General features: G+C 70.1%; 16 protein-coding genes and 1 tRNA gene. 11 read left to right on the forward strand and 6 right to left on the reverse strand.

The genetic code is table 11. The annotated features are described in order from the left end of the window. The first annotated feature begins 56 nt into the window (after window positions 1-56). On the forward strand, window positions 57-491 hold the full coding sequence (locus CKW28_RS01615; RefSeq protein WP_234785052.1) for a hypothetical protein: 435 nt from the start codon (window positions 57-59) through the stop codon (window positions 489-491). Here CKW28_RS01615 and CKW28_RS01620 read toward each other — a convergent pair. Together CKW28_RS01620 and CKW28_RS01625 are read right to left on the reverse strand one after the other, a co-directional pair. Further along, a complete protein-coding gene (locus CKW28_RS01620) occupies window positions 424-2,886 on the reverse strand; it encodes an alpha/beta hydrolase family protein (RefSeq protein ID WP_003924859.1) in 2,463 nt (820 codons plus the stop codon). The genes CKW28_RS01615 and CKW28_RS01620 overlap by 68 nt on opposite strands. A 271-nt stretch (window positions 2,887-3,157) precedes the next feature. Continuing rightward, window positions 3,158-4,093 carry an alpha/beta fold hydrolase gene (locus CKW28_RS01625; RefSeq protein WP_003924860.1) on the reverse strand — a complete coding sequence of 312 codons (936 nt, stop codon included), beginning with the start codon at window positions 4,091-4,093 and terminating at the stop codon, window positions 3,158-3,160. A gap of 21 nt (window positions 4,094-4,114) precedes the next feature. Here CKW28_RS01625 and CKW28_RS01630 point away from each other — a divergent pair, with 21 nt between their 5' ends. From CKW28_RS01630 to CKW28_RS01640, 3 genes are all read left to right on the forward strand, one after another. Next, complete coding sequence (locus CKW28_RS01630) at window positions 4,115-4,690, forward strand: DUF192 domain-containing protein (protein WP_003924861.1); 576 nt, start codon at window positions 4,115-4,117, stop codon at window positions 4,688-4,690. 117 nt (window positions 4,691-4,807) lie between these two features. Next, complete coding sequence (locus tag CKW28_RS01635; protein WP_003924862.1) at window positions 4,808-5,251, forward strand: hypothetical protein; 444 nt, start codon at window positions 4,808-4,810, stop codon at window positions 5,249-5,251. A gap of 36 nt (window positions 5,252-5,287) precedes the next feature. After that, window positions 5,288-5,791, forward strand: a complete 504-nt coding sequence (locus CKW28_RS01640) for a hypothetical protein (RefSeq protein WP_040546468.1) — start codon at window positions 5,288-5,290, stop codon at window positions 5,789-5,791. Window positions 5,792-5,818: 27 nt separating this feature from the next. Here CKW28_RS01640 and CKW28_RS01645 read toward each other — a convergent pair whose 3' ends face one another. Beyond that, window positions 5,819-7,108: a DUF7159 family protein gene (locus tag CKW28_RS01645; RefSeq protein ID WP_003924864.1), complete on the reverse strand. Its 1,290-nt coding sequence runs from the start codon at window positions 7,106-7,108 to the stop codon at window positions 5,819-5,821. 166 nt (window positions 7,109-7,274) lie between these two features. Beyond that, window positions 7,275-7,348: transfer RNA gene (locus tag CKW28_RS01650), tRNA-Gly, on the reverse strand. Between the two features lie 60 nt (window positions 7,349-7,408). Between CKW28_RS01650 and dcd the strand changes: the two genes are divergently transcribed. From dcd to CKW28_RS01680, 6 genes are all read left to right on the forward strand, one after another. Next, on the forward strand, window positions 7,409-7,993 hold the full coding sequence (dcd, locus tag CKW28_RS01655) for a dCTP deaminase (RefSeq protein WP_003924865.1): 585 nt from the start codon (window positions 7,409-7,411) through the stop codon (window positions 7,991-7,993). 266 nt (window positions 7,994-8,259) lie between these two features. Next, entirely contained in the window at window positions 8,260-10,035 is a 1,776-nt protein-coding gene (locus CKW28_RS01660) for a DUF7159 family protein (RefSeq protein ID WP_061252295.1), read from the forward strand. A gap of 86 nt (window positions 10,036-10,121) precedes the next feature. Next, window positions 10,122-11,444, forward strand: coding sequence for a UDP-glucose dehydrogenase family protein (locus tag CKW28_RS01665; protein ID WP_003927667.1), 1,323 nt, complete (start codon window positions 10,122-10,124; stop codon window positions 11,442-11,444). A gap of 20 nt (window positions 11,445-11,464) precedes the next feature. Continuing rightward, window positions 11,465-12,772 carry a cytochrome P450 gene (locus CKW28_RS01670; protein WP_050812094.1) on the forward strand — a complete coding sequence of 436 codons (1,308 nt, stop codon included), beginning with the start codon at window positions 11,465-11,467 and terminating at the stop codon, window positions 12,770-12,772. A 1-nt stretch (window position 12,773) separates the two neighbouring features. After that, window positions 12,774-13,523 (forward strand): maleylpyruvate isomerase family mycothiol-dependent enzyme, encoded by a 750-nt coding sequence (locus tag CKW28_RS01675; RefSeq protein ID WP_003927665.1) that lies wholly within the window; start codon window positions 12,774-12,776, stop codon window positions 13,521-13,523. A gap of 65 nt (window positions 13,524-13,588) precedes the next feature. Continuing rightward, window positions 13,589-13,957 (forward strand): nuclear transport factor 2 family protein, encoded by a 369-nt coding sequence (locus CKW28_RS01680; RefSeq protein ID WP_003927664.1) that lies wholly within the window; start codon window positions 13,589-13,591, stop codon window positions 13,955-13,957. Here the strand turns inward: CKW28_RS01680 and CKW28_RS01685 are convergent. Both CKW28_RS01685 and CKW28_RS01690 read right to left on the reverse strand, forming a co-directional pair. Continuing rightward, window positions 13,894-15,189: a YibE/F family protein gene (locus CKW28_RS01685; RefSeq protein ID WP_003927663.1), complete on the reverse strand. Its 1,296-nt coding sequence runs from the start codon at window positions 15,187-15,189 to the stop codon at window positions 13,894-13,896. The two genes, CKW28_RS01680 and CKW28_RS01685, sit on opposite strands and share 64 nt — an antisense overlap. A gap of 39 nt (window positions 15,190-15,228) precedes the next feature. Then, window positions 15,229-16,533, reverse strand: a complete 1,305-nt coding sequence (locus CKW28_RS01690) for a pyridoxal phosphate-dependent aminotransferase (protein ID WP_040548384.1) — start codon at window positions 16,531-16,533, stop codon at window positions 15,229-15,231. Window positions 16,534-16,719: 186 nt separating this feature from the next. Between CKW28_RS01690 and CKW28_RS01695 the strand changes: the two genes are divergently transcribed. Next, window positions 16,720-17,145, forward strand: a complete 426-nt coding sequence (locus CKW28_RS01695; RefSeq protein WP_040548381.1) for a hypothetical protein — start codon at window positions 16,720-16,722, stop codon at window positions 17,143-17,145. Window positions 17,146-17,152: the final 7 nt, after the last annotated feature.

The raw sequence follows: 17,152 nt of genomic DNA on the forward strand, positions 1-17,152 counted from the left end.
GCCGTCGGGTGCTGACCGCGGCCGCAGTGGTCGTGGGATTGTCGACCGTCCCGGGGGTGGCAGCGCACGCAGCGCCACGGACACCCCAGCCGGACGCCGACTGCTCGCTGAACCTCGTCGATGCGCTCACCCGGCTCCCCGACGACGAGACCACCCTGGTCTGCGTCGATCAGGGCGGCGGCAGCTACCGCTGGGTGACCTACGACTCGCCCTACCCGATGAGCGACCGCTGGTTCAGCTACGGCCCCGAACTGCGGTTACGCGGTCAGGGTCTGCGCAATCCGGAGATGATGTCGGGACGCTGGACCGGCTATCCGCAGGATCCGGACGGTCGGTGCGGGGCCGAACAGATCGAGGTGCTCCGGGCCGGGGAGGTGGGACCCGCACAGACGGTGACCGGCCGTCCCGGCGAGCCCACCGAGATCACGGTGTCGCCGACGATGTACTCGATCGAGCTGACCGGCCACTGTCTGTGGCAGCAGGCCGGCTGATCTGCCGTCCCGGCCGGCTCTGCTGCGGGGTCTTCGTCACCGGGGAACGGACGTCACGCAGCGAGTCCCCCACCCGGTTGTCAGTGGTCGCGCCGCGAACCGGTGACTCGGTGACGGTATCGCCGCGTCCGGTGATCACGTTGAGTCGAGTCCGCTTCCCGGGTGTCACGGTGTCCCCGGCATCATCGGCGGCGTCATCGGTCCGGGCCGAAGCCGCCTGCGCCGGCGGTGCCGGCGGTGCAGGCGTGACGGCCTTCTCTGCCGTCACGGTCCGGGAACCGGTCGGCACGGTCTCCTGAACCGGCAATGATTGCGGGGTAGCGGATTCCGTGGCCGCCGGCTGGATCAGGGTGACCGCACGCACCGCATCGGTGTCCGGCAGTGACGTGGCGGAGGGCAGCCCACCGGAGAACCCACCGGAGCCCCCACCGAAGACACCGTCGACGATGTCGCCGAAGCCGGGGAACCGGTCGATCAGGTCACCGAGGTCGCGCAGGCCTTCGAGCGAGGCGGGAAGTCCCAGCGCGGTCAGCACATCGGCGATCGGATTGCGTCGGGGCGCATCGTTGATGCCCGGGATGCCACCGCCGAGGAATTCCCGCTGGATACCTGCGACCAACGCGGTGACGACGTCCTCGGGTACCCGTGCCCAGTCGATGTCGGGCCGGGTGCCGAAGGGAACGCCGCCGCCGTCGGCGTTCAGACCCGCCTGATCGTGGGTGCGCCGGTATCCGTTGTCCTGATCGACGTCGGTGTAGCCGAGGTTGACCAGGATGCGCAGCGCATCCTCGACCGCGTCGGCGAACGGGTTACTGAAGTTGCCGCCGGTCGCGATGTTGAGCAGGTCCACCGGAATCCGGAACGGCTCGAGCAGTGGCAGTGCCCCGGACCGCAGCGTGAGGTACTCGTTGAGCGCCTCGAAACCCTCATCCGGGATGTCGAGAGCGAACTCGTCGGGGAGCAGGTCGCCGGCGAGATCCAGCAGCAGGTCCCGAGACAGGTTGAGGGGAAGGATCACCGGAAAACCGAGCAGCTCGGTGGAGACGTCGACACCGACACCGTCGCCGATGACCGCGGAGAGCACATTGCCGAGCACGCTGCCGAGGACAGGTTCGAGGACCCGGCCCACGGTGTCATCGAGGTTGTCGATGTCTGTGCCGCGCAGGATGTACGTCGGAAAAACCAGCGCCGCAGCCGAATTCGCCAGTGAGAACGGGTTCTTCCAGGCCGGGAAGTCGGACAGCGGGTCGAATTCAACCGTCGCGTCGAGCTTGACCGGAACCAGCACCGCGTCGCCGTCGCGTTCGACGTCCATGTCAGGGGTGACGGTGTTCAACCCGATCAGATCGGCGAATGACCCGAAGCGGGCGGCGATGCCGCCGTTGGCCCGGCCCGGGTTCCGCAGCAGGATCAACGGCAGGATCGTCAGGCTGGAACCGTCTGCCGCGGTCTCCCCGGTTCCTCCGGGCTGATTCGCCAGATCGGCCACCACCTGCGGATAGGCCATCCCCGCGGCGAGTGAGCCCAATCCGAATCCGAGCACGATGGGAATGCGGTAGTTGCGGAGTGCGAGGGGAGCCTCGGCGCCGGCGGTGATCTCCCGTGGAACCAGGGCACGAGCTGCCGACCCCGCGGCTTGCGCTGCGAGTCGCGCTCCGGTTTCCCCGAAACCCGAACAGCCACTGGGGCAGAGGGCGTCGTACGTCTCGTTGTAAGCGAGGTCGTAGGCCTGCTGCCGGAACTGCTGATACTGCTCTTCGGTGAAGACGATGGTCGTCGGCGGCACCCGGAGGGTGGTGTCGATATCCGCGTACGGCGTGCCGTTGATGTCGCGGGCGATCGCGTCGGGAAGACCCGGCGCCCACAGCGGATTCAGGCCGAGGAGGCTGAGCGCCCCGAACGGCGCGCCGGTGGTGATGATGTTGAGGGGGAGAGCGATCTCCTCCTCCTCGCCGATGGGGAACGAGGCCGGGATCGCGGTGAGCAGATCGCCCAGGTCGGGAAGGTCGAGTCCCAGGTCCTCGAACAGGAAGCCGAAGTCCAGTGAGCGCAGATACCCGACGTTCTCCTCGCTCCCGAGGGCCGAGAGCAGTTCGGGACCGAGCTGGTCCAGATCCTCGAACAGCGCCCGGAGTTCCGCCGGGAAACGGGTCGGCGGGGCGCCCTCGGCGTATGCCCGCAGCACCTCGGCGAGGGCCTCCGCCACGGCGGTCGGGATGATCCGGCCGGATTTGTCGACGTACTGAACCGCGTCGGCACCTGCCGGCGTTGCGGCGGCGGTCGCCGATGGCGCCGCCAGCCCCAACGTCAGTGCCGTCACCGATGCCGCGACCCCGCCCGCCAGCGTCGCCTTCGTGAAGTAGTGCCCCGCCCGTGTCCTGCGCTGTGAGCCCACCCCGCCCCCTCTAAGGGTCTTCTCAGTGTTCGGCGGGGAGCTTAGCAACGCAAGGGGCGTTTCATCTACCAAAAGCGAATAGCTGAAATACGGCCAAGATCAGTATCCATACAGTTCAAGGCAGTATGCGCAACCGTCAATATAGACTGATGAATTTGCTGAAATGTCATTCAGGAGCCGATGTGCATGGTCGGCGATATGCACAGCGTTGTCGGGTTCATAACTATTTCTCAGGAATGCGACGCTGAGCGCAGCCGGCGGGCCTGTCCCGTCACAGGCTCTCCCGCACGAACGTGAGCACCTCGTCGGCGGCGGCGAAACCCCCGAGGTGGCTCTCCTCCAGTCGCAGCACCAACTCGGCGTCCGGCAACCGCTCGACGGCTTTCTGGGCATCGGTGAGTGTCACGATGTGGTCGCTGTCGCCGTGCCACCACCGCACCGGCGCCCTGACGTCGGCGAGCCGGAATCCCCAGTCGCGGCCGAACAGCCGGGCATCGTCGACGATCGCCCGCAGGCCGCCACGGGCGGCCAGCACCAGATCGTCGATGAACATCGCTTCCATCTCCGGGTCGTGGAGCACCCGGCGATCACTCTCCGGGCTGATGCTGGCGTAGGCCTGACAGGCGAAGTGGGCGAACGGCAGCACCGGCGTCACCAGGCCGGCGAGTGTCGTGGCCAGCGGTCCGCGCAGCGTCCCCAACAAAGAGGTGAAGCGCCGGGCCAACTCGATGGCGCCGGTCGCCGACGCGTCCGGCCCCACCGACGGCGTCACCCCACCCAGGACCGCGATGGACCTGACCCGTTCCGCCAGCGGCGCCACCGCGCCGCAGGCCAGCGCGTACGGACCGCCGCCGGACAAGCCGACCACCGCCAGTCGTTCGGCGCCGATGGCGTCCGCCACGTAGGTCACGTCGGTCACCCAGTCCGCCACCGACCGGTACCGGTACGGATCGGACAGGCCCGCTCCCGGGCGTTCCAGCAGCACCACCCGCAGACCGAGTTGTTCGGCCGCGCGCCGCCCGGTCAACGGGAACTGGCGCCGGCCGCCCGGGGTGCCGTGGAGCCACACCACGGGTACGCCAGCCGGATCGCCGAACTCGGCGAATCCGAGTCGACGGCCGGTCGGCAGGTGAACGCGCCCCTCGGCGCGGGGCTTCTCGGTCGGCGGCACCAGAAACGGATGCCGCCACGGGTTTGCTGTCCTCATCGTGCGCCTATCCTCGCAAACATGCGGCGCGGTGTGGTCGGAGCCATGGTCCTGACAGTGGGGATCGGCTGCTCGGCGACGGTCTCCGACGAACCGTCCGCCGGGGCGGACCACGGTGAAGATCACCTGGTGCCGGCGATCGAGGCGACCGATCCGGACGCCCCGCCGGTGCGGCATCGTCAGCTGCGGGTGTCGTTGCGGCCCCCCGACGGCGGCCCCGGCCCCGACCGGCGGACGGTGACCTTCCGCGTCTACGACCCGGTCGACCAGGTGTCGCGCACCCGCGGGCTGATGGGCGTCACCGATCTGCCCGATGACGCCGGCATGCTGTTCCGGTTCGCCACGCCGCGCACCGGGGGATTCTGGATGAAGAACACCGTGCTGCCGTTGTCGATCGCCTACGCCGGTTCGGACGGCGTGATCAGCTCGATCGTCGACATGCAACCGTGCCGAGCCGACCCGTGTCCGTCGTATCCGCCGGATGCGCCGTACCGCATCGCCCTGGAGGTCAACCGCGGTCAGTTCGACGTTCGCGGGGTGACGCCGGGCTGGCGCATCGAACTCCCCGACGACCTGCCGCCGCCACCGGACGGCTGACGCAGAACCTGCTTGCGACAGCCGATTTCAGTGGTCGTCCGGAGCCGATCCGGAGCCGGTCTGCAGTCGGTGCGAATCAGCCCCGGGACGCCCGCGGCGCCGTTACCATCGGAACCCGTGACACGTTACGGTCCGCCCGACGACGGCGGCTATTACGCCGAGGACCCGTACCCGGCCCCGGGCGGGCCGCCGGAGCCCGAAGCCCCCAAGTGGTACCGCACCCCGGCGGCCATGTTCGCCGCCGGTGTCCTGGCGGCGCTGCTCCTGGTGTTCATCGTCTGGGCGGTGTTCCGCACCGGCTCCGAGGACGTGCCCGGCAGCACCGAGGCCCCGTTGACGCCGATCACCCCGACGGCCCCGGCCACCACGGCGACGACCGCCGAACGGGTCACCGAAACCGTGACGGTCACCGAGACGAGCACGGTGCCGCCGACCACCACGACCGTGACCACGACCACGACACCCGAACCCACCGTGAGCACCACGGTCAGCACGACCGTGAGCACCACGGTGAGCACCACGACCGTCACCGTCACCGAACCGCCGCCGGAAGGGGAGTGAACCGACCGGACGGCGGGTCGCTGTAGGGTACGCCCCATGAGCCAGCGGACGGTATCTACGGTCGCGTCGATCATGTTGTCGGCCAGCGTTTTTGCCGTGCAGGGTTGTGTCAGGCCGGATCCCGTCGTGGAACTGCCCGCACCGTCGGCGGGCGGGCCGTGCGCCGAGTCGGTCGCGGCCGCGCTCACCCGACTCGCTGACGGTCAGACGCTGCAGTGCCGCAACGACTCCGGTGAATACCGGTGGGAGTCGTTCACCGACCCCTATCCGAACAGTGACCGCTGGGTGAGCGCAGGGTCCGGGTTGACGCTGTCCGGCCAAGGGCGGCGCAACCCGGAGATGTTGTCCGGCAAGTGGATCGGCTATCCACTGGATCCGGCCGCCCGCTGTCGCGCCGAACAGGCCGTCGTGGTGCGGGCCGGTGAGGTCGGTGAACCCCGGGCCACGGTCGGTGAACTCGGTGAACCGCTCGAATTCGAGGTTCTCCCACTGATGTTCACCATCACCCTGGGCGGTGACTGCCTCTGGCAGAAATCCTGACCCGGCGCGGCCGGCGCGTCCGACGGATCAGCCCGGGAACTGCGGCTCGTGGAACCGGTTCAGGATCGGGATGCGTTCGATGATGCGGTCCCGCAGCCGGGGCTGAGGCGCCGGATCGACCGGCGGTGGAACGTATCCCGGCGGCTGGACAGCCGGTGGTTGGGGCGGCGTGTACTCGGACGCCGGCGGCACATGGGCGGGCTCCGGTGGGGTGTACACCGGAGCCGGCGCGACATTCTCCGGCGCGGGCGGCGGTGCGGCCGGCGGCGGGGCCGGTGCGGGCGCCTCCGGGGCCGGCGGTGGTGCGGCCGGAGCCTGCCACCGCTGTTGTGCGGAGGCCACTTCGCGGACCGGGGCCACCTGCTCGGGTTCGAGCTGCTCGGGCAGGATCTCCGGTGCCTCCGGGGGTGGGGCCGGCGGTGCCTCCGGTGCGGGCGGCGGCGCCTCGGGCGCGGACGGCACGACCTTCGGCGCCGACGGCGGGCCGGCCACCGGACGGGCGTCCCCGGCGGTGGGGGACGTGGCGCGCTGCTCGGAGGCCGGCTGCGGAGTCAACGCCAGCGACAGCGACACCACGAACGTCAGGCTGGCGGCGACCAGCACCGAACTCAGCACGCCGACCCTGGTCAGCCGCAGCGGCCGGGCGGGCGGGTACGCGACGGCGGCGGATCGCGCCGACGCCAGCGCCGCACCCCGGGCCAGCGCCAGATCGCCTTCCTGCGCCGAGAGGACCGGTACCTCGAGCGTTGCCTCCAGCGCGGCGGCGACGTCGCCGACGTCCGGCGCGGAACCCACGACGAACACCGCCTGCGGCGTCGCGGCGGTGTCGCCCAGGGTGGTGAGCAGGTGGTCGGCGATGTTCTCCGGCGCCGGCGCAGCGGCCCGGCCGATGCCGTCCAGCACGACGTCGTCGGCGCCGACGACGGCGATGACGGCGTCATCGGGTTCGGCGATGCACACCGCGATCTCGGTGTAACCGGCGAGGTCGGCGAGGCCGGTGGCCAACGCCTCGGCCGCGTCCAGTTCGGAGACCGAGACGACATTCCGGCAGCCGCGGGCCAGCAGATCGTCGACGACGAGCCCGGCGGCGGTCGTGGCGTCGTGGCTGCAGGTGACGCCGATGGTGGAGATCCCGTCCCCGGAGGCGGCCGCGTTCAGGGCCGGGCCGAACGTGGGGTTCTCGGACAGCGCGAGGACCAGATCGTCGGTGGTCGCCGAACTGAACTGATCAAGGGTCGCGCCGTCGCCTGCGGCCCCTTCGACAAGCACCGCGCGGGTACCGGCGGAGGTCACCGAGAGACCGAGCACAAAGTCCATAAAGGCTCCCAAACGGCTTTCAGTCCGGTCCGAGGGTACCCGTCCGGTCGGAGCCGCGAAATCCGGCCGTCGAAGACCGAGGTCGGCGGGGAAAACAGGGGGCACCGGGGGCGGAGCCGAGCGGGAAGACCGTCCGAAACGCCCCGAAAGCCGAGGTCACGGCGGTTGGAGCCGGTGACGGGAATCGAACCCGCGCCGCTTGCTTGGGAAGCAAGAGTTCTACCATTGAACTACACCGGCACAGCGCAGCAGGTGCTGCTGGTCATGAAGGCTAGCACCCCGAGCCGATACGCTCATCGAGTGCTGCTCTCCGATCGTGACATTCGGGCCGAGATCGCCGCCGGACGCCTCGCCCTCGAACCCTTCGACGATTCCCTGGTGCAGCCGTCCAGCATCGACGTACGGCTCGACAATCTCTTCCGTGTCTTCAACAACACCCGCTACACCCATATTGATCCCTCGATCCGCCAGGATGAGCTGACCAGCCTGGTGCAGGCCGAGGACGGCGAACCGTTCGTGCTGCATCCCGGCGAGTTCGTGCTGGGGTCGACGCTGGAACTGTGCTCGCTGCCCGACGATCTGGCCGGCCGGCTGGAGGGCAAGTCCTCGCTGGGACGGTTGGGGTTGCTCACCCACTCGACCGCCGGGTTCATCGATCCGGGGTTCAGCGGCCACATCACCCTCGAGCTGTCCAACGTCGCCAACCTGCCGATCACGCTGTGGCCGGGAATGAAGATCGGCCAGCTGTGTCTGCTGCGGCTCACCAGCCCCGCCGAATTCCCGTACGGCAGCACCCAGGCGGGGTCGAAGTATCAGGGGCAGCGCGGCCCGACGCCGTCACGCTCGTACCAGAACTTCGTCAAATCGATACGGCCCCAACCCTGACGCCCCGATCCGGCGAATCATCCTGTCGAATCCTCGGGACGTCTGCGGACGTCTCGTTGCGGCGCCGCCGGGCGAGTAGGGTCGAAGGTACGGCTTCGGCTGAGGGGTGAGAGCTGCGCACGCTGATGCGCACAGACTGTTCAGCTAATGCCGGGAACTGTAACGCCACAGACGGTTCCGACGATGAAACACATGATGCCCGGCCTTCGGTGAGGTGGGCTCGACCGGATGACATAGGCAGCGTAGCAAAGGGTTTGGAGGGCATTGTGGACATCGTGCTCGGTGTGTCCATGACACCGACGACGGTCCGCATGGTGCTGGTCGAAGGGGAGAAGGCGGACGGGGTCACCGTCGACCACGACGTCTTCGACATCTCCGCGGTCGACGGCTCGGCAACGCCGAGCGCGGCCGAGCAGGTGGTCGCCGCGGTGCTCGGCACCCAGGAGAGCGCGGCAGCCGGTGGCCACCGCCTGATTTCGATCGGGGTGGCGTGGAGCGACCACGCCGAGGCGGCCGCCCTGCGCGAGGCCCTGGCGGCCCGTGGTCTCGACGACGTCATGCTGGTGTCCGAACTGCACGCTGCCGGGGCGCTGGCCCAGGCCGTCGGTCGGCGCGTCGGCTACGACACCACCGCGCTGTTCTTCATCGAGCGGGACACCGCGACCATGGCGGTGGTGCAGACCGACGACGGCTCGGTGGTCAAGGTGCTGAGCCGCGATCTGCACAACGCGGACGCGATGGCGACCCTGACCGAGATGGCGTTGACGGTCGACGGGCAGGACTCCCCGCCGCAGGGCATGTTCCTCATCGGGTCCGGGGTGGACATCAGCGAGCTCAAGGCCCACCTGGACAAACTGCTCAGGTTGCCGGTGCACGCCCCGGAGGAGTCCGACCTGGCGTTGTGCCGTGGCGCCGCCCTGGCGGCCGCGAACGCGCCGACGTTCGAGCCGTCCACGGTCGGTCTGGCCTATTCGCAGGTGCCCGACGGCGGGCCCACCGTCCCCGCATCGGTGTACGCGGCCGGCTTCGGCGCCGACGCTGCCACCGCCGGGGGACATCCCTATGCCGCCTACGCGGCCTTCGCCGGGGCCCAGACCCAGCTGGCGTCGATCGGCGGCGCGGCCCCGTCACCGGTGCCCGGTGAACCGCCGGTCGATGAGGACCGCAAGCCGTTCCTGCTGGTGGGCAGCGCCCTGACGTCGATCTTCGTGGTCGGTGTGGTGGCGCTGGTCGTGTCGCTGGCGGTGAGCATCCGCCCTACGGTCGATCAGCGGCCCAGCCCGGCCGACAGCGCCCTGGCTCCCGGGGTGGCGGCGCCGGTGCAGCCCGAGACCGTTCCGGAGGCCCTGCCGTCGGCCCAGCCGGTGCTGCCGGTGCAACCGTCCGAACCGGCCGAGACCATCCCGGCGCCGGTGCCGGTGGTGCAGGAGGCCCCGCAGGCGCCCGCCCCGCAGGCGCCGCGCACCGTGTTCGTGGAACGGGCCAACCCGGCCCCGCAGGCACCCGCCCCGGCTCCGGCCGCCCCGCCGCCGGCTCCCCCGCCGGCCGCGCCGGCACCTGCTCCGGTGGCGCCCGCCCCGGTTCCCGCTCCGGTGGTCGTGCCGCCGGCGCCGCAGCCGCCGGTGGTGTTCTGGCCGCGCTCGCAGTTCCCGAACTGGGTGCCCCGCCCCACCTACGTGCCGCCCCGGCCCACCTACACCCCACCGCGGCCGACATGGACCCCGCCCGCGCCCACGCGGACCCCACCCGCACCCACGTGGACCCCACCGCGGCCGACGTGGACCCCGCCGCCCCCCACCTACGACCCGCCGGCGCCGACGTGGACACCACCAGCGCCCACCTGGACCCCGCCCGCGCCGACCCGGGCCCCGTCGCAGGGCTGGCCGTTGCCGCGCGAGGGCCGGGGATCGAACTCCGACTCGGGCCCCGGGTCTGATTCCGACAGGTCCGGACCGGGCTCCCGCGGCGGGTCCGACTCCGGATCCCGCGGCGGCGGATCCCGCGGCGGTGACGGCGACATCCCGTTCTGGCCGTTCGGCTGAGGTGGCGCCGGTTCGTCACCTGCCGTTGGGGCACCGCTCAGGCCGCCGTCGCGGTCCGCTCACTCCGGCCGCCTAGAGATGGCGGTATGCGATGCACCGTCTTCGGCGCCGGATACCTCGGCACCACCCACGCCGCCGGCATGGCGGCACTCGGCCACGAGGTCATCGCGGTCGACGTCGACGCGGGCAAGGTGGCCAAGCTCGCCGCCGGTGAGGTGCCGTTCTACGAACCCGGGCTGCGGGCACTGGTGACCGAGAACCTCGCCACCGGCCGGCTGCAGTTCACCACCGACTACGACGCCGCGGCGGACTTCGCCGACCTGCACTTCCTGGGTGTGGGCACCCCACAGCAGAGGGGCGACTACAGCGCCGATCTGACCCAGGTGCATGCGGTCGTCGACACCCTCGTGCCGCGGCTGCGGCGGCCGGCGGTGATCGTCGGCAAGTCCACGGTGCCGGTCGGCACCGCCCGCGACCTGCTCGAGCGGGCCCGCCGGCTCGCGCCCACCGGCGTCGACGTCGAGGTGGCGTGGAATCCGGAGTTCCTGCGCGAGGGCTTCGCGGTGCGCGACACCCTGCACCCCGACCGCATCGTCGTCGGCGCACCACCCGATTCGGTGCGCGCCGAACCCATGCTGCGGGAGCTCTACGCACCGCTGCTCGGCGACGGGGTGCCGTGGCTGTCGACCGACCTGCAGACCGCGGAACTGGTGAAGGTGTCCGCCAACGCCTTTCTGGCGACCAAGATCTCGTTCATCAACGCGATCTCGGACGTGTGCGAGGCGGTAGGGGCGGACGTGGTCACCCTGGCCGACGCGTTGGGCCACGACCCCCGCATCGGGCGGCGGTTCCTCAACGCCGGACTCGGCTTCGGCGGCGGATGCCTGCCCAAGGACATCCGCGCGTTCATGGCCCGCGCCGGTGAGCTGGGCGCCAACCACACCCTGACGTTGCTGCGCGAGGTGGACAGCATCAACATGCGCCGCCGGGCCCGGATGGTGGAGTTGGCCACCACCGCATGCGGCGGATCACTGCTCGGCGCCAACATCGCCGTCCTGGGGGCGGCGTTCAAACCGGACTCCGACGACGTCCGGGACTCCCCGGCGCTCAATGTCGCCGGCATGCTGCAACTCAACGGCGCCACTGTCACCGTCTACGACCCCAAGGCGATGGAGAACTCGCGGCGGGTGTTCCCGACGTTGACCTACTCGACCTCGGTGGCCGAGGCCTGCGACCGCGCGGACGCGGTGCTGGTGCTCACCGAATGGCAGGAGTTCATCGACCTGAACCCGGCCGAGCTGGCCGACATCGTGCGCGCCAAAGTGATTGTCGACGGACGGAATTGCCTCGACGTCCGACGGTGGCAGCGGGCCGGCTGGAAGGTGTTCTGCCTCGGCCGCACCCCGTGAACACCCCGTAAGCTCGGGGTATGCGGCCTTGGATTCGTTGGTTGAGCCTGCACGGTGTGATCCGGGCGCTGACTGCCTACGGCGCCCGGCGCGGGGACCCGCAGGCCCGGCTGATCGCCGACCCCGCGGTCCGCGCCGATCCGGCGGCCTTCGCCGACGAGTTGCGCGGCCGCGGGCCGCTGATCCGGGGGCGGGCGGCGCTGTTGACCTTCGACCACGGCGTCGCCAACGAACTGCTGCGCTCCGACGACTTCCGGGTGTCGGAGCTGGGCGGCAATCTGCCCGCACCACTGCGGTGGGTCGCGGCCAAGGCCGACACCGGCCACCTGCACCCGATCCAGCCGCCGTCGCTGCTGTCGATCGAACCGCCCGACCACACCCGGCTGCGCAAACTGGTGTCGTCGGTGTTCACCACCCGAGCGGTCGCCACGCTCAAGGAGCGCCTTCAGCAGACCGCGTTCGACCTGCTCGACGGGCTCGACGAGGTCGGCGCGTCCGACGTCGTCGACGTCATCGACCGGTACTGCTCACAACTGCCGATCGCGGTCATCAGCGACATCCTCGGCGTTCCCGACGAGGACCGGGACCGCATCCTGCACTTCGGCGAGCTGGGCGCACCCAGCCTCGACATCGGCCTTTCGTGGCGGCAGTACCGGCAGGTGCGCGAAGGCATCGTCGGGTTCAACACCTGGCTCACGGCACACCTGCAGCGGTTGCGCCGCGATCCGGGTGAGGACCTGCTGAGCCAGCTCATCCAGGCCGCTGACGCCGAGACCACCGAACGGGAGCTGGAGGCGCTGGCCGGCCTGGTGCTCGCCGCCGGCTTCGAGACCACGGTCAACCTGCTCGGCAACGGCATCCGGATGTTGCTGGACACGCCCGGACACCTCGACACCCTGGCCGCGCGACCGGAGTTGTGGCCCAACGCCGTCGAGGAGATCCTGCGGTTGGATCCACCGGTGCAGATGACCGCGCGGGTCGCCCGCGTCGACACCGACATCGCCGGCACCGCGGTGCGGCGCGGGGAGATGGTGATCATCCACCTCGCCGGCGCCAACCGCGACCCGAAGGTGTTCGCCGACCCACACCGTTTCGACATCGAACGCGCGAACGCGCACCGGCACCTGTCGTTCTCCGGCGGCCGGCACTTCTGCCTGGGCGCCGCGCTGGCCCGCGCCGAAGGCGAGGTGGGGCTGCGCACGTTCTTCCAGCGCTACCCAAAGGCCCGGTCGGCCGGCGGCGGCGACCGCCGCGACACCCGGGTGCTGCGCGGCTGGGCGTCGCTGCCGATCACGCTCGGCCCGGCCCGGACCACGGTAGGTTCATAACGTGGACTTCCGGCAGGTGCTGCTCGACGAGACCCGCGCGTTCGGCGAGTTGATCCGGTCCGGCGATCCGCAGACCCCGGTCCCGACGTGCGGGGAGTGGACGCTGCGGCAGCTGTTCCGGCATGTCGGCCGCGGCCACCGGTGGGCAGCCCAGATCGTCTCCGACCGGCTCTCCGAACCACTCGACCCCCGCGCGGTGCGGGACGGCAAACCACCGGAGGACATCGAGGCGGCGCTGCGGTGGCTGCAGGGCGGCGCCCAACTGGTGCTCGACGCCGTCGAAGCGGTGGGCGCGGGCGCCCGGGTGTGGACCTTCCTGGGGCCACGGCCCGCCGGATGGTGGGTGCGCCGACGGGTGCACGAGACCACGGTGCACCGCGCCGACGCGGCGCTGGCGCTGGGCGCCGAGTACACCCTGCCGGCCGAGCTCGCCGCCGACGCGATCAGCGAATGGATCGAGCTGATGGCGGTGCAGGCCCGTCGGACGCAGCTGCCGTTGGAGCGCGGCCGGAGCCTGCATCTGCACGCCACCGACGCCGGCCTCGGTGCGGTGGGGGAGTGGTTGATCACCAGCGACGAGGAAGGTCTGGACTGGACCCACGAGCACGGCAAAGGCGATGTCGCCCTGCGGGGTCCGGCCACCGATCTGCTCCTGGCGCTGTCCCGCCGCCGCACCGTCGACGATCTGGGGGTCGAGCTGCACGGCGACATCGCGGTGTGGGAGCGCTGGCTGGCCAACACCTCGCTGTGAACCCGGACGGCCCCGTGAACCCCGGTGTGCGGTGAGACGGCGTCCGGTCACGTAGGTTTGCGACCATGACCACATCGGCGATGGCAACCGTGCTGGCATGGCATGACGCGCTCAACGAGAAGGACTTCGACACGCTGCTGCAGCTGTCCAGCCCCGACATCGAGGTCGGCGATTCCCAGGGCGCCCGGCAGGGCCACCAGGCGTTGCTGGAATGGCTGAACTCGACCGGAATCACCGCCCTGCCCGGACGGATGTACGTCCACGACAACGTGGTGGTGGTCGAGGAGCAGATCGCGGCCGGCGGGCGGGAGGCGGCGCCGGCCGCCACCGCGTTCCGGGTCGTCGACGATGACGTGGTGTCGGTGTTCCGTCACGACGACCTGGGCTCCGCCCTGCGCGCCACCGGGCTCACCGAGGCCGACCTGGTGGAATGAGGCGCGCCGGCGCGCGATTTCGGGGTCGCCAGCACCGCGGCGATCGCCGTGGTCAGCGGAACCGACAACGCCAACGCGATACCGCCGACCGCCGAGCGGGCGACCTCGATGGCCACCAGCTCGCTGGTGAGCACATCGGTCAACGACCGGTCCGCCACGCTGAACAACAGCAGCAGCGGCAGCGCGCTGCCCGCGTAGGCCAGCACCAGGGTGTAGACGGTGCTGGCGATGTGGTCGCTGCCGACACGCATCGCACCCACGAATGCGGCGCGCCGGGAGCTGCCCTCCAGATTCGCCAGCTCGAACACCGCCGACGCCTGGGTGATCGTCACGTCGTTGAGCACACCCAGTGAGCCGATGATGAAACCGGCGAGCAGCAGACCGGTGATCGACACATTGCCCAGATAGGCTGCCACCTCGTTGTTCTGGTCCTCCGACAGCCCGGTGAGGTGGAGCAGCTCGATCGCCGCCCAGGACAGGAACGCCGCCAGCAGCAGCGACATCAGGGTGCCCAGCAACGCGGCACTGGTCCGCAGGCTCACCCCGTGCGCCAGATAGAGCACCGCGAACAGGATCGCCGCCGAGCCGACCAGGGCGACCGGGACCGCCGGTGCGCCATCGCGCAGCGCCGGCAGCAGGAACACCACCAGCACGCCGAAGGCGATGACGATCCCCAGCAGCGCGCGCAGCCCCCGCCACCGGGCGACGGCCACGATCACCACCGCGAATGCGGCCGCCAACACGGCGAGCGGCAGGCCCCGGGCGTAGTCGTAGAACGCGTAGGTGGTGACCCCGGTGTCGCCGTCGACCTGACGGCTGATGCGGATCTCGTCCCCGGGCGCCAGCTCGGGTTGGCCGGGCCCACCGCTGAACTCGAGCACGGTGCGCGCGCCGCTGTTGGGGCCGGACTCGATGGCGATCAGGTTCTGAACGCACTGCCCGCCGTCACCCGGCGCGGGCAGCGGTGTGGTGGTCAGCACCGCCCCGACCGACGGGCTGCCGCAGGTGGCCAGCGTGCTGGACAGCACCCGGCCGGCTTCGGTGGTGACCGCACCGCCGGTGGCGTCCTGAAACGGCAGCGGGATCTCGGCCTTCTCACCACTGGGCCACAACAACACCGCGCCCGCCACCGTGGCCAGCGCGATCAGGACCAGGGCGGCGACCACCAGCCGGGCCGCCGGCGGACCCAGCGGAGCCGGACCGGTATGGCTGTGGGAGTGCGAGTGCGTCACGGCATTCACCGTAGGGGCGACCGTAACGGGTGCGTCAGCCTACTGGCGGTAGCTCACCAGGAAGTTGCCGAGCCGCTCGATCGCATTCGCCAGGTCACGTGCCCAGGGCAGCGTCACGATCCGCAGATGATCCGGGGTGGGCCAGTTGAAGCCGGTGCCCTGGGTGAGCAGGATCTTCTCCTGCAGCAGCAGATCCAACACCAGCTGCTCGTCATCGTGGATCTCGTAGACCTCGGGATCCAGCCGCGGGAACACATACAGCGCGCCCTGCGGTTTCACGCAGGACACACCGGGGATTTCATTGAGCTTCTCCCAGGCCACATCGCGCTGCTCGCGCAATCGCCCGCCCGGCAGCACCAACTCCTCGATGCTCTGATGCCCGCCGAGTGCCACCTGGATCGCGTGCTGCGCAGGAACATTCGGGCACAACCGCATGTTGGCCAGCAGGCTGATGCCCTCGATGAAGCTGGCCGCGTGCTCCTTGGGCCCGGTGATGCACAGCCACCCGGAGCGGTAACCGGCCACCCGGTAGGCCTTCGACAGGCCGTTGAACGTCAACGTCAACACATCCGGGGCCACCGCCGCCATCGAGATGTGCTTGGCGTCGTCGTAGAGGATCTTGTCGTAGATCTCGTCGGCCAGCAGCAGCAACTGGTGCCTGCGGGCCAGCTCGGCGATCTGCTCGAGGGTTTCGCGGGTGTACACCGCGCCCGTCGGGTTGTTCGGATTGATCACCACGATCGCCTTGGTGCGTTCGGTGATCTTGGATTCCAGGTCCTCGATGTCGGGGTTCCAGCCCTGGGTCTCGTCGCACAGGTAGTGCACCGGGGTGCCGCCGGCCAGCGAGGTGCAGGCCGTCCACAGCGGATAGTCCGGCGCCGGGATCAGCACCTGGTCGCCGTTGTCCAGCAGCGCCTGCAGCGTCATCTGGATCAGCTCGGACGCCCCGTTGCCCAGGTACACGTCGTCGACGTCGAACGGCGGGAAACCCTCGACCAGCTCGTAACGGGTGACCACCGCACGGCGGGCCGGCAGGATGCCCTTGGAGTCCGAGTACCCCTGCGCGTACGGCAGCGCCTGGATGATGTCGCGCATGATCACATCGGGGGCCTCGAACCCGAACGGCGCCGGGTTGCCGATGTTGAGCTTGAGGATCCGGTGCCCTTCCATCTCCAGCCGCGCCGCATGATCGTGTACCGGCCCACGGATCTCGTAGAGCACGTCCTGCAACTTGGACGACTGCGCGAACGTGCGCGGACGCGACGGATGGCCGTGGGGGCCGTGGGCGCTGTAGCCCTGCCACGTCTTCTCAGCGGGCAGCTGGTGCGAGGTCACGTCGACGATTCTTCCATCCCGGTGCAAAGCATTTTCCGGCCCGCCATGACAGCGACTTTGCTGTCGGACTCTCCCTCTGGGCCGATCTTCGCAGGATACTCGCAGGACACGATGCGCATAACCCCCTCAGCATCCCGGATAGTGCGCGAATCGACTGTTAGCTTGACCGTCATGATCGATCGTCACACACCGACCATGACGTTGCTCACACGCGGTCTGGGCGCCGCCGCAGTCGCCGGAGCCACCGTTCTCGGGGCCGCCGGACTGGGATTCGCCGGGCCGGCGGCGGCGGATCCACCCCAGCTCAACGGCACTTTCGTCGGTGGCGACGACGAGATGGTGTGGACGATCTCGTCGAACTGTGTGGAGGGCCGGTGCACGGCCACCGTAGCCAGCAACCAGGGCTGGACCAAGGTCGCCACCTACCACGGTGGCCGCTACCACTTCATCGTCACCAAACCGGACGGCGCGGTGTGCGACGACGGCAGCTACGCACCCGCCTACATCACGATCTCGCTCGACCCGATCACCCTCCAGGGCACCGTCGCCAGCGACTCCAACTACGGCTGTCCGGGCGGCCACATCAGCGAGCAGCCTTTCCAGCTCCGCCGCATCGGCTGAGTCCGCA

This window comes from Mycolicibacterium thermoresistibile, assembly GCF_900187065.1.
Classification (GTDB): Bacteria; Actinomycetota; Actinomycetes; order Mycobacteriales; family Mycobacteriaceae; genus Mycobacterium; species Mycobacterium thermoresistibile.